Annotated in this window: 10 protein-coding genes; 6 read left to right on the top strand and 4 right to left on the bottom strand. The window is 71.4% G+C overall.

All coding sequences use genetic code 11. From position 1 onward, the window contains the following. The first annotated feature begins 45 nt into the window (after positions 1 to 45). Positions 46 to 975, top strand: coding sequence for an NADP-dependent oxidoreductase (locus OG408_RS38925; RefSeq protein ID WP_326674226.1), 930 nt, complete (start codon positions 46 to 48; stop codon positions 973 to 975). Here OG408_RS38925 and OG408_RS38920 read toward each other — a convergent pair whose 3' ends face one another. Beyond that, positions 976 to 1197 carry a hypothetical protein gene (locus OG408_RS38920; protein ID WP_326674225.1) on the bottom strand — a complete coding sequence of 74 codons (222 nt, stop codon included), beginning with the start codon at positions 1195 to 1197 and terminating at the stop codon, positions 976 to 978. Between the two features lie 152 nt (positions 1198 to 1349). On the opposite strand from OG408_RS38920, the gene OG408_RS38915 reads away from it, so the two are divergent. From OG408_RS38915 to OG408_RS38895, 5 genes are all read left to right on the top strand, one after another. Beyond that, positions 1350 to 2165 carry a hypothetical protein gene (locus OG408_RS38915; RefSeq protein ID WP_326674224.1) on the top strand — a complete coding sequence of 272 codons (816 nt, stop codon included), beginning with the start codon at positions 1350 to 1352 and terminating at the stop codon, positions 2163 to 2165. Positions 2166 to 2679: 514 nt separating this feature from the next. After that, positions 2680 to 4092: a family 2B encapsulin nanocompartment shell protein gene (locus tag OG408_RS38910; protein ID WP_326674223.1), complete on the top strand. Its 1413-nt coding sequence runs from the start codon at positions 2680 to 2682 to the stop codon at positions 4090 to 4092. Between the two features lie 111 nt (positions 4093 to 4203). Then, positions 4204 to 5544: a family 2 encapsulin nanocompartment cargo protein terpene cyclase gene (locus tag OG408_RS38905; protein ID WP_326674222.1), complete on the top strand. Its 1341-nt coding sequence runs from the start codon at positions 4204 to 4206 to the stop codon at positions 5542 to 5544. Between the two features lie 16 nt (positions 5545 to 5560). Further along, on the top strand, positions 5561 to 6436 hold the full coding sequence (locus tag OG408_RS38900; protein ID WP_285565426.1) for a geranyl diphosphate 2-C-methyltransferase: 876 nt from the start codon (positions 5561 to 5563) through the stop codon (positions 6434 to 6436). Between the two features lie 149 nt (positions 6437 to 6585). Continuing rightward, complete coding sequence (locus OG408_RS38895; protein ID WP_326674221.1) at positions 6586 to 7521, top strand: SDR family oxidoreductase; 936 nt, start codon at positions 6586 to 6588, stop codon at positions 7519 to 7521. Positions 7522 to 7602: 81 nt separating this feature from the next. Here OG408_RS38895 and OG408_RS38890 read toward each other — a convergent pair whose 3' ends face one another. The 3 genes from OG408_RS38890 to OG408_RS38880 all read right to left on the bottom strand — a co-directional run bounded on the left by OG408_RS38890 (position 7603) and on the right by OG408_RS38880 (position 13082). After that, positions 7603 to 9939, bottom strand: coding sequence for a glycoside hydrolase family 3 N-terminal domain-containing protein (locus OG408_RS38890; RefSeq protein ID WP_326674220.1), 2337 nt, complete (start codon positions 9937 to 9939; stop codon positions 7603 to 7605). A 67-nt stretch (positions 9940 to 10006) separates the two neighbouring features. Then, complete coding sequence (locus OG408_RS38885) at positions 10007 to 11941, bottom strand: glycoside hydrolase 5 family protein (protein ID WP_285565429.1); 1935 nt, start codon at positions 11939 to 11941, stop codon at positions 10007 to 10009. 139 nt (positions 11942 to 12080) lie between these two features. Further along, positions 12081 to 13082: a LacI family DNA-binding transcriptional regulator gene (locus tag OG408_RS38880; protein WP_326674667.1), complete on the bottom strand. Its 1002-nt coding sequence runs from the start codon at positions 13080 to 13082 to the stop codon at positions 12081 to 12083. Positions 13083 to 13116 lie beyond the last annotated feature (34 nt).

Here is a 13116-nt window from a genome sequence, read left to right as displayed (position 1 = left end):
GCTAACCGTTGCGAAACACTAACGGTTAGGACTATCGTCGACCGCATGAGGAAAATCAGCTTTGCCGAGTTCGGCGGTCCCGAGGTCCTGCGACTGGTGGAGGCCGAGGAGCCCCACGCGCCTCCCGGTCGGATACGCATCTCCGTACGGGCGGCGGGGGTCAACCCGGTCGACTGGAGGATCCGGGAGGGCCAGGTCCTGGGAGCCCATCCGGTCGAACTGCCCGCCGGGGTCGGGCTGGACGCCGCCGGGGTGGTGGACGAGGTCGGCGAGGGCGTCGACGGAGTCGAGGTCGGCGACCGGGTGTTCGGCGAAGGCGCCGACACGTACGCCGAGTTCGCCGTGCTGTCGGCCTGGGCCCGGATGCCCGAGGGACTGCCCTTCGAGGAGGCGGCAGGGTATCCGTCGGTGGTGGAGACCGCGGTGCGCATTATCCGCGAGGTGGGCGTGCGGCCCCGGCAGACGCTGCTGGTCAGCGGCGCGTCCGGCGGCGTCGGGTCGGCGGTGCTGCAGATCGCCCGTGCGCGCGGCATCACGGTGATCGGCACGGCCGGGGCGGCGAACCAGGACTACCTGCGCGGCCTGGGCGCCCTCGCCACGACCTACGACGAGGGGTGGGTCGAACGGGTGCGGCACCTGGGCCGGGTCGACGCGGCCCTCGACCTGGCCGGCTCGGGCGTGATCCGCGAACTCGTCGAACTGACCGGGGACCCGCGCAAGGTCGTCTCCATCGCCGACCTCGGAGCGCCGCGGCTGGGCGTTCGGTTCTCCGGCGTGGCGGGGAGCGTGCCGGACGCGCTCGCCGAGGCCGTCGATCTCATCTCGCGGGGCAGGCTCCACATCCCGGTCGAGAAGTCGTACGCGCTCAGCGAGGCAGCGGCTGCTCACGCCGACAGCCGCGCAGGCCACACCCGGGGGCGCCGGGTCCTGGTCATCGGATTCACGGCCCGTGCGGCGTCCCGCGCCGACTACTGATCACCGGAGAAGGGGTCTGGACAGCTGCCGATCGAGAACGGCGTCGATCGAGGGGACGGGGACGTAGACAGGCAGGAGATCGTTGTCGGATATCGGCTCATCGCGTCCGGGACTGCCGCCGCCGACGATCAGGCCATGGACGCCGGGGACGGCGCCGAACACCTCGGCCGCCTCGCTGAGCCGGCCCTCGATCAGATGCTTCCAGCGATGCGTAGGCGTCATGGATCAGGCACTCCTTCGGTTTCACGGCTGATTGAGCGGCGGCCGACGACGGCACGGCAGAGGCGGCCGTAGACACCGGGCCGCGAGATGACCTCGCCCAGCTGGGGCGCCGGTTCCCGCCCGATCCGGGTCCCGATCCGTACGCTTCGGGCATGAGTTCCGAAATGTCCATCTCTTGGGACGGCAGGCCCGAGGTGGCATCCCGACTGTCGGCAGAGATGTTCGAGTCCGTCGGGGCACCGGTGCCCGATCTGACCGACGAGGCGCCCCGGCCCCGGACGATCGGCTCGGCGGTGGCCCGTCGCGACGGTGTGTTGCTCGGATGGGGCTGGGTGTTCGAGGACGAACAGGGTGGGGACGGGGCGGCGCGCGTGCAGGCCCTGTACGTTCCGCGCGAGGTCCGCCGCATCACCAACGGCAGCTACGATCTGCTCGCGCCGCCGGGCGAGGAGTTCATCATGGTCGAGAGCCTCTGCCGACAGGCCGCCCGGGCAGCCCAGCGGGCCGGATACGAGTTCCTGCGCTGGGGCGGCGCGGACACCGGCCCCGAGGGACGTGCCGCGACCGCTCTGCTCGCCCGCACGCAGGCCGAATACGCCCGCACCTGGAGCACCGACCCGGCCACCTGGCGGGCCCCTGTCGGGTTGCCCGATGTTCTCGTGCGGCTGATCCCTGGGCCCGATCTCACGCTGGCGACATCGGAGGCAGATGTCTCGGCCCGCGTCGAGGGAACCATGGCCTACCTCAACGCCGCGGAATCGATCCACCACCGGAACGCCGGCCCGCACACCCTCGCCGCTGTCATCTCGGCACTCGTCACCCGTCTGCAACGCGACCACCCCCACGTCACCGAACTGAACATCTTCGAGTTCCAGGAAGCCACCGCACTACGCCAGGCGCTGCCCCTCGCCGGCCTGCACATCTCCTCGGCCCACCACGAATTCGAGCTTCCCCTCGGCCAGTCGTAGCAGCTCGGGCCCGTGCGAGACGGCCACGGGGGCGGCGCTCGCCCCGGTCGGCGTCGGGCGCACGATCGCGCATCTCACACCCTGCCGGCTCGTCGCCGGGCTGCTCGCTGTCGCGTTTCCGACGTAGTGCCGCGAGACCGTTCGTGCTAGCTGCGGAGTGTGGCTGCCGCGGGGAAGCCGCCCCGTCCTGCCCGACTGCCCCGCAACAGTGCGGCTGTGCCCCGCTTCTGCCGACCCTCGGCTCACCCGCCCCGAGCGGGAGGCCGATCCGGCCGCTCTCCGGGACGCACCCTCGATCGCGGCTCAATCCTGCGGGTACCCGGACAAACATCGGGCGCACGCGATCATCGTATCGAGTTAATGTCACCGATTTCCCTTGGTCCGGGGCCGGGGGCGGCCCTTAGGGTTCTCGTGGATCTGGGCGGATTCCCGTCCCTACAACCCTTTTTCCTCCTCTTGCCCGGCGGCGTCCGCATACGCACGTCGCCGTCCTGACCAAGGAGAGCTTGTCCCGATGACTGTTGAACCGAGTGCGGACGTACGACTGGAACTGCCCCAGCAGTCCAGTCTGGGCACGGCGGCTGCCCGCAACCTCGCCACCACGACCAAGTCCGCCCCGCAGATGCAGGAGATCACCTCCCGCTGGCTGCTGCGGATGCTGCCCTGGGTGGAGACCAAGGGCGGCGCCTACCGGGTGAACCGCCGCCTGACGTACACCGTCGGCGACGGAGTCGTCGAGTTCGTCCAGGACGGTGCCGGAGTCCGGGTGATCCCGCGGGAACTCGGCGAACTGGCCCTGCTGCGCGGCTTCGACGACGTGGAGGTGCTGACCGCCCTTGCCGATCGGTGCGTCCAGCGGGACTTCCGTACGGGAGAGACGCTGGTCGAGCGCGGGGCGCCCGCGGACGAGCTCCATCTCATCGCTCACGGGCGCATCGGCCAGACCACGGTCGGCAATTACGGCGACGAGGTCGTTCTGGACGTGCTCGCCGACGGCGACCGGTTCGGGGAGAACGCGCTGCTGGACGAGGACGCGCGGTGGGAGCAGACCGCCACCGCCGAGACCTCGGGCACTCTGCTCACGCTGTCGCGCGCCGACTTCGCCGCCGTGCTCTCCACGGCGCCGGCTCTCCGAGAGCACGTCGAATCGTTCGCATCGCATTCCCGCCAGCGGCAGAACCATCGCGGTGAGGCGGAGATCGCGATGTCGGCCGGCCACGTCGGGGAGCAGGAACTCCCGGGCGCGTTCGCCGACTACGAGCTGAATCCGCGCGAGTACGAACTCTCGGTCGCCCAGACCATTCTGCGTATCCACACCAGGGTCGCCGACCTCTACAACGGGCCGATGAACCAGACCGAGGAACAGCTCAGGCTCACCGTCGAGGCGCTGCGCGAGCGCCAGGAGCACGAGCTGATCAACAACAGGGAGTTCGGCCTTCTCCACAACGCCGACTTCAAGCAGCGCATCCAGCCCCACTCCGGCCCGCCGACCCCGGACGACATGGACGAACTGCTCTGCCGCCGCCGGGGCTCCAAGTTCTTCCTCGCGCACCCCCGGACGATCGCGGCGCTGGGGCGTGAGTTCAATGCGCGCGGGCTGTACCCGGACCACGTCGATCTCGGCGGCCAACAGGTGCCCGCGTGGCGCGGGGTTCCCATCCTCCCCTGCAACAAGATCCCGATCACGAAGGAGAAGACGAGCTCGATCCTCGTGATGCGTACCGGTGAGGCGAACCAGGGCGTCATCGGGCTGCATCAGACCGGGCTCCCGGACGAGTACGAACCGGGCCTGTCGGTGCGCTTCATGGGCGTCGACGAGAAGGCGATCACGTCCTACCTCGTCAGCACCTACTACTCCGCCGCCATCCTCGTGCCGGACGCGGTCGGGGTGCTGGAGAACGTCCAGATCGCGCGCTGGCCCAAGTAGCGGATCCGGCCCGCCGAGACATGTGTGACGCCCTCGAAGCCGCCCGGCAACGTCCGCATGTGCCCGGTGGGATTCGGAACAGCCGCCCACCCACCCACCGAGGAGTCATGGATGTCCGCGCCTGAGCCGACACCGCCGCAATCGAACCTGCCGGAGGCCGCTTCCCGCTTCGGGGCGCACGTGCTGTCCGACGCCGCGAGCCGGGCCCGCGACATCAAGGCCGCGACCGGCGGCCCGGTCGGCCTGCCTATTCCGCCCGCACCGCCGGCGGTCCCGCCACCCGCGCCCGCTGCTTCCGCCACCCCGCCACCCGCGCCCGCTGCTTCCGCCACCCCGCCCGCCGGGGTGGCGGGGAGGGGCACCGGTCTGGAACGGATCCTGCGCGGCCCCAGCGGTCTGGGAACGGCGGGGCTCCGTCTCTTCCGGCGGGAGGAGCCGCCGACGCCTTCGGAGCCGGCCGTGGCCACGGCGGATGGCCGGCCGGTCCCGGGCCTGTACTACCACCCGATCCCCGAGCCCGACCCGGTGCGGGTCGAGGAGGTCAGCCGGCGGATCAAGGCCTGGGCGCTGGACGAGGTCGCCCTGTATCCGGAGGAGTGGGAGGACCAGTTCGACGGCTTCTCCGTGGGGCGGTACATGGTCGGCTGTCATCCGGACGCGCCCAGCATCGACCATCTGATGCTCGCCACCCGGCTGATGGTCGCGGAGAACGCCGTGGACGACTGCTACTGCGAGGACCACGGCGGGTCGCCCGTCGGTCTTGGCGAGCGCCTGCTGCTGGCGCACACCGCCCTGGACCCCCTGTACACGGCGAAGGAGTACCAGCCGCAGTGGACGGAGTCGCTCCGCGCGGACGCGCCCCGGCGCGCGTACCGCTCGGCCATGGAGTACTTCGTCCGGGCGGCGGGCCCATCCCAGGCCGACCGGCTGCGGCACGACATGGCGCGGCTGCACATGGGGTACCTCGCCGAAGCGGCCTGGGCCCAGCAGGACCACGTACCGGAGGTGTGGGAGTACCTGGCGATGCGCCAGTTCAACAACTTCCGCCCCTGCCCCACCATCACGGACACCGTCGGCGGGTACGAACTGCCCGCGGACCTGCATGCCCGGGCGGACATGCAGAAGGTCATCGCTCTCGCGGGAAACGCGACGACGATCGTGAACGACCTGTACTCGTACACCAAGGAACTCGACTCCCCCGGCCAGCACCTGAACCTTCCCGTCGTGATCGCGAAACGGGAGGGCCTTTCCGACCGGGACGCGTATCTGAAATCGGTCGAGGTCCACAACGAGCTCATGCACGACTTCGAGACCGAGGCAGCGGCGCTTGCCGTCGCCTGCCCGGTACCCGGTGTGCAGCGCTTCCTGCGGGGAGTGGCCGCCTGGGTGGACGGCAACCACCACTGGCACCGGTCCAACACCTATCGCTACAGCCTGCCCGACTTCTGGTAAGAGAATGGAATCATCTGTGACGCACACCGAACTCACCTCCACCGCCCTGCGCATTCCCGGCCCGACGACCCCGTACCAGGGAGACATCGCCCGCTACTGGGACGGGGAGGCCAGGCCCGTGAACCTGCGCCTCGGCGATGTCGACGGCCTTTACCACCACCACTACGGCATCGGTGAGGTCGACCACTCGGCGCTCGGCGACACCGAGGACAGCGCGAGCGAGAAGCGGCTGATCGCCGAGCTCCACCGGCTGGAGTCGGCCCAGGCCGATGTCCTGCTGGGGCACCTCGGTGACATCGGGAGCGACGACACACTGGTGGACGCCGGCTGCGGCCGCGGCGGTTCGATGGTGATGGCCCACCAGCGCTTCGGGTGCAAGGTCGAAGGTGTCACGCTGTCGGCCAAGCAGGCCGATTTCGCCAACACCCGCGCCCGGGAACTGCGCATCCAGGACCGCGTCCGGGCCCGTGTCTGCAACATGCTCGCCACGCCCTTCGAAACCGGGTCGGCGGCCGCCTCGTGGAACAACGAGTCGAGCATGTACGTCGACCTGGACGACCTCTTCGCCGAACACTCCCGTGTCCTTTCGGTCGGCGGCCGCTACGTGACCATCACCGGCTGCTGGAATCCGCGGTACGGCCAGCCCTCGAAGTGGGTCTCGCAGATCAACGCGCACTTCGAGTGCAACATCCACTCGCGCCGGGAGTACCTGCGGGCCATGGCCGACAACCGGCTCGTGCCGCAGGCCGTCATCGACCTCACTCCCGACACGCTGCCCTACTGGGAGCTGCGGGCCACGTCGTCGCTGGTGACGGGCATCGAGGACGCGTTCATCAACTCCTACAGGGACGGTTCCTTCCAGTACCTCCTGATCGCCGCCGACCGGGTCTGACCCGCGGTCGGCCCGGATTCTGCGGAACCTTCCCGCAGAAACACGACACAGGATGTCGGGTTTCCGGTCGAGCATGTCGAGCATGGTGACACCGGTCGGCGTCGACGACGGACGCCGGCCGGGCCAAGCTCTGACAGACAAGGAACTCCATGGGAAACACGCCTCGAACATCGGCACCGGACCTCCACGGGAAGATCGCGCTCGTCGCGGGGGCCACCCGGGGAGCCGGGCGCGGCATCGCGGTCCGGTTGGGGGCCGCGGGCGCGACGGTCTACGTCACCGGGCGCACGACGCGGGAGCGGCGCTCGGAGTACGACCGGCCCGAGACGATCGAGGAGACCGCGGAGCGCGTCACCGCCGCGGGCGGAACCGGCATCGCCGTGCCGACCGATCACCTGGTGCCCGAGGAGGTCCGCGCACTGGCCGCGCGCATCGACGCCGAGCAGGGCCGGCTCGATGTTCTCGTCAACGACATCTGGGGCGGCGAGAAGCTGTTCGCGTTCGACGAACCGGTGTGGGAGCACGATCTGGACAAGGGGCTGCGCCTGCTCCGGCTGGGCGTGGAAACCCACGCGATCACCAGTCACTTCGTGCTGCCGCTGCTGATCCGCCGGCCGGGCGGGCTGGTGGTCGAGATGACCGACGGAACGGCGGCGTACAACGCCGGGCGTTACCGCAACTCGTACTTCTACGACCTGGTCAAGAACAGTGTGCTGCGCATGGCGTTCGTGCTCGCGCACGAACTGAAGGAGCACGGCGGGACGGCTGTGGCGCTGACTCCGGGCTGGCTTCGCTCCGAGATGATGCTCGACGCGTTCGGCGTCGCGGAGGACAACTGGCGCGACGCGCTTGCCAAGGTGCCGCTGTTCGCCATTTCGGAGAGCCCTGCCTACGTCGGACGGGCGGTGGCAGCTCTGGCCGCCGATGCCGACGTCGCGCGCCGCAACGGCGAGTCGCTCTCCAGCGGTCAACTCGCGCAGGAGTACGGCTTCACCGACCTCGACGGTTCGCGCCCGGACTGCTGGCCCTTCCTGATCGCGTCCGAGAACACCGACGAGCCGGTGGACCCGGCCTCCTACCGGTAAGGGCCACCGCTCGCGCGTCAACTGCCACGGCCCCGCTCCCCCACGACACGGAGAACGGTGCCGCGGCGTCGGCGCCGGTGGTCAGTCGAGCCCGTCGGCCAGGACGGTGAGCCGGGCACCGCGGGTCCGGTCGGAGGACGGGCCCGTCTCCACCTCGAATTCGCCCGGCTCCACGGCCCGCTCCAGGTCGCGCGTGACGGAGGCCAGGGTCCGTGCCTCCAGGGGGAAGGAGACCTCGGCCCGTTCCCCGGGTTCGAGAGCGACCCCGGCGAAGCCGCGCAGTTCCCGGACCCGTGGCCACGAAGTGCCCCCGACGACCCGGCGTACGTAGAGCTGCACCGTCTCCCGTACCGGCCGGGCACCGGTGTTGCGGATGCCGACCGTGCACACCAGCGGCTGAGGTGGGGCATGCGTGGTGTTCGGTGCGGCGGGGGTGAGTTCCGCCACCGGGACAGAGCTCCGGGACAGGCGCGGGGTGCCGTACTCGACCGTCGTGTAGCTCAGCCCGTGGCCGAACACGTGGCGGGCGGTCGCGGGCTGGTCGACATAGCCGCGGTATCCGTGGTCCTTCCCGTTGTAGTGAACGGGAAGCTGCGCCGCCGAGCGCGGCACCGAGACGGGCAGCCGCCCCACGGGGTCCGCCGCGCCGAACAGGACGTCGGCCACCGCGCGCCCGCCCCAGGGGCCGGGGTACCAGGCGCTCAGCACCGCGGCTGCCCGGCCGGCGAGGTCCGGCAGCGCGTGCGGGCGGCCCTGGACCAGCACCACGACGACGGGTGTCCCTGTCGCGATGGTGGCGTCGAGCAGGGCCGACTGGCCCTGTGGGAGGCCGAGTTCGGCCAGGTCGACGCCCTCGCCGCATGTCATCTCGACAGGGTTGCCCGAGGAGACGACCGCTGCCCCGTTGGCGTCGAAGCGGGTTCCCGACTCTCGGGCGCTCGATCCGCCGAGCACCACGACCGCCACATCGGCCCCGGCTGCGAGCGCGACTGCGCCGGGAAGGCCGGACAGGTCGCCGCCCACGAGACCGGCCCCCCGGGCGTGCACGATCTCCGTGCCCCGGGGTGCCGCCGCCTTCAGTCCGTCGAGGACGCTGATGCCCGTGCCCGGCCGCTGGGGCGCGGTGTAGTCGCCGATCTGCTGCGGCACGGAGTCGGCGTTCGGGCCGATGACCGCGATCCGGCGGGCGCGCTCGCCGAGCGGGAGTGTCCCGCCGTCGTGCGTGAGCAGGGTGACCGATTCCCGGGCGATGCGCTCGCTCAGTTGCTCGGGGCCCGGCGCGGGGGTGCGGTCCCCGGTGTACGGGTTCTCGAACAGGCCGAGCCGGAACTTCAGCGCGAGCACCCTGCCGACCGCGGTGTCCAGCGTGCCCTCGTCCACGAGGCCGCGCCGCACGGCCTCCTCCAGGCGGGGGAAACTGGCGTCCCACAGACTCAGATCCGTGCCCGCGCGCAGGGCCATGGCACCCGCCGCCACCGGGTCGCCTGCCAGCCGCACCAGGCGGTCGAGCGCCAACCCGTCCGCCATCACCAGTCCGGTGAACCCCCACCGCTCGCGCAGGATGCCGGTGAGCAGTTCCCTGTTGGCCGCGCACGGGATGCCGTCGAACTCGTTGTACGCGGCCATGAGGCCGGCCGCTCCGGCCCTGACGCCGGCCAGGGCCGCCTCCAGATGGATCTCGTGCAGTTCGCGCGCGCCCAGCTCGGTGGCCGCGCTGTTGCGGCCGCCGATCGTGGCGCCCTGCCCGGCGAAGTGCTTGAGGACCACGGCCGCCCGGTCCGGGCCGATGGACGCTCCGGACGGTCCCTGTACACCGCGCACCAGCGCTTCCGTGAACCGCGCCGCGAGGTAGGGGTCCTCACCGAAGCACTCCTCCGCACGCCCCCAGCGCGGGTCGCGCACCAGGTCGAGCGCGGACACCAGGGCTACGTGGCCGCCGCGTGACCGCAGCTGCGCGGCGGCGAGCGCCGCGGCTTCCTCGTACAGGTCCGGGTTCCAGGTGGCGCCGACCGCCAGGTTGACGGGCAGCAGCGTGCCGTCCAGTGCCTGGAGACCGTGCGGCATCTCCTCGACCAGGAGAACGGGGATCCCGAGCCGGGTGGTCTCCACGACGTGCCGCTGCACGGCGTCGGAGACACGCGCGCCGTCCACCGCACCGATACCCGTGGCCGCGGTCACGCCCGACCAGGGGTCGGCCCGCTGAAGCCCGTAGAGCGCGCCCATCCCGTCGAAGGCGGCCACCTCGGCGCGGAAGGCATCGGTCAGGCGGTGGCCCGAGGCCTCGCGCTCGTACGCGTCCCAGCCGTACATCCGCTGGTTGACCTGCCCCACCTTCTCGGTGAGCGTCATCCGTGACAGGAGGTCACGCACCCGGTCGGCTACGGGCGCCGCGGGATCACGGAAGAGCGGCTGGGACATCGGTGGCTCACTTTCAGGGGCGGGCTGAGCGGGACGGGCGAAGCGGTCGGGCCGGACGCGCGGCCTGTCAGCGCAGTTCGAGGACGCGCACCCCGTACGGGGCGATCACCACGTCCACCACCGGGTCGCCGCCCGTCAGCTCGTGCAGTTCACCGTCCGCCGACGGGCGGACGGTCAGTTCATCGGCGGACTGGCTCACCAGCCAGACGAAGCGGGTGCCGTCCTCCCGGACCAGCGTGTCGGCGGCGACGTACGGCGATCCGGCCGTCACCGGCCGTGCGGCCCCGGCGAGTTCGGCGAGCGCCGCGTACAGCCGGTGTGTCTGCTCCGGGTTGGCCCGCGCGGTCCGGGCCGCCATGTGCTCCAGCGGGTAGGTGGCCAGGATCGTGCGGCCCTCGCCCGTCTCGTGGCGGAGCAGCGCCGGGCGGCCGTGCGCGTCGGTCGCGACGACGCGCGCGCCGGTGGGGACGACGGGCAGGTAGGCGCGGCTGTCCTCGTTCCCGGCGACGGGGAACGTCAGGGTCTCACCTGCGGCTATGGAGCCGAAGTCCTCCGTGAACGTCATCTCCAGCACGTCGTCCTCGATCGGTTCCGCGACACCGTAGGAGAGCTGGAGCTCCACGCCGAACAGTCCGTCCAGATCGTGGAACCACGGGCCACGTGTCGCCGGGTGCTCGCCCGAGCAGAACGACAGGTAGACCGTGGCGCCCTCGCGGGCCCGGCGCTCCAGCGCGCGTCGGGTGCGGGTGGTCAGCTGCCGGGTCGAGGGCAGCAGGTACAGCGCGGCGTCGTCGGGCAGTCCGTCGGCCTCCCTGGCGAACGCCACGGGCAGGTCCGCGCCGCGCGCGGCCACGTAAGCCTGGTGGAGGGAGGTGAAGATCAGCGGGCGGTCGGCGGGCCGGCTGTAGGGGTAGCCGCGTTCCAGGAAAGCGGGGACGACGAGGGCGGCGTCGGCGTCGGTGCGGCGGCAGCGGGCGAAGTCGACCTGCTTCAGGACCTCGGCGAAGGCGGCGAGTTCCCGCAGCGGTTCCTTCGGCAGGCCGGTGTGGTCGGTGATGCCGAAGTGCATCTCGAAGGGGTGGTGATCGTACGGCGACTGCTCCCACAGGTCGTCGTAGTCCGTGTTGTTCCAGGCGATCCAGCCGGTGGCGCCGCCGAGCAGCGAGTTGTGCAGGGTCTGGCGGTAGAACACTCCGGCGTTCGCGGCGGAGACCGTGTCGGTGGACAGGCCGAACTCCTCCAGCACCACGGGCTGGCCGGTCACCGCGGCGAGTTCGCACTCGAACGCGGCACGGTAGTGCTGGCGCGGCCGGTCCGTGTCGGAGCGGTAGACGTGCGGCCCGACGAAGTCCACGTACTCGGCGGTGTCCCGCAGCGAGAATCCGTTGTCGCGGCCGGTGACCTCGATGCCCCAGGCGCCGTCGCCGAGCGAGACGGGCTGGGTGCCGCCCGCCGCCCGGACCGCGTCGCACATGAACTGCGCCCAGGCGGTGACGACGTCGCTGGAGGGCGGGTCGACCTGGTAGATCCGGCCGTAGCCCGGCATCTCGTTGGTGATGAGCCAGCCGGTGACCGCGGGGTGGTCCTTGAAGCGGCGGGTCATCTGGGAGACGAACCAGGCCTGACGCCCGACGAGCCACACGTCCTCGTACAGGTCGCGGTCGCCCCGCCAGGCCGGGTCCCAGTTCTCGCCCGACATGTGGCCGACGATGAAGGTGGGGACCGTCCCCATCCCCGCCTCGGTGTGGGCGTCCAGGAAGTCGCGGAACCGCTCGCACAGCTCCTCGTCGATCCGGCCGGGCTCCGGGTGGAAGTCGGGCCAGTAGAAGAAGGAGCGGGTCATGTTCAGTCCGTGGTCGCGCAGGACGGCCAGTTCCTCGCGGACGGTCTTCGGGTCGTAGTTCCGCCACATGAGCGGACCGCCGGTGCGGGACCAGAAGTTGGCGCCGAGCCAGGGAAGAACGGCGGAGTCGTGGGTGAGCTGGGCGCTGTGGCGTCGCATGGTCGGGTCCTGACCTCTTCGATGTGCGGGGGTGGATCGGTGCGGCGGGAGAACGGCCGGTGGGGCGGGCCGGGAGCCGCGGGGCGGAGCGGGGCCTGAGGGGCGGGCCGCGGGCGGGGCGGTCTGGGGAGCTCACGTTTCACGACCCGGCGGGAGACGGGCCCGTCGACTCCCGGACGACCAGGCTGGGGCGTCCGTCGAGGACAGGTGCCGGCACGTCCTCGCCGCAGCGGAGGAGCAGTTCACGGGCGGCGGCCGCACCGACCCGTTGCACCTGCTGGTCCACGGTGGTCAGACGGGGGTGGAGCCAGCGGCCGAGCGGCAGGTTGTCGTAACCGACCACCGACACGTCCTGCGGCACCCGGAGTCCGCGGCGCTGGGCCGTGCCGATGCCGATGACGGCCATGGAGTCGTTGGGGAAGACCAGCGCGGTCGGCCGGCCGGGCAGAGCGAGCAGTTCCTCGGTCACGGCGACGGCCGCCTGTTCGGTGAAATCGGTGTGCCGGACGGCCACGGGACTCAGCCCGGCCACGGCAAGCGCATCCTCGAAGGCGGCGCGGCGCAGCCGGGTGTGCACCAGTTCGGCTGGGCCCGCGACGTACGCGAACCGCCGGTGGCCGAGTTCCAGCAGGTGGGCGACGGCCTCGCGGACACCGGCGTCCTGCTGACCGAGCCCCACACCGGGCACGGGTGATTCGGGGTCGGGTGCGCCCAGCAGGACGGCGGGCAGTCCGAGGTCCCGCAGCAGGTGCGGGCGCGGGTCGTCGGCGCGCGCGTCGGTCAGTACGGCTCCGTCTATGCGGCCCTCCGCGACCAGCCGTTCGTACAGGGAGTTCTCCTGGGCGATGTCGGCGACCAGGTGGAGCAGGAGACCGTAGCCCCGGGGGGCGAGTTCGCCCTCCAGGCCGGTGATCAGTTCGCTGAAGTGCGGGTCGGCGCCGAGCACGTCCGTGGGGCGCCTGACGACGAGCGCGATCGTGCGGGTCCGGGCCCGGCGCAGGGCCGACGCGGACGCGCTGGGCGACCAGCCCAGTTCGGCGGCCGCCGCGAGGACCCGGCGGCGGGTGGCCTCGGAGATCCGGCCGGTGCCGTTGACGGCCTGGGAGACCGCGGCGGTGGAGACCCCGGCCGCGGCGGCCACCGCCTTGATCGTGGGCCGGCCGGTGGTCTGGGCC

Origin of the sequence: Streptomyces sp. NBC_01257, assembly GCF_035917255.1 — a bacterium.
Lineage (GTDB): Bacteria > Actinomycetota > Actinomycetes > Streptomycetales > Streptomycetaceae > Streptomyces.
This window is presented reverse-complemented; position numbering and strand designations above follow the sequence as displayed.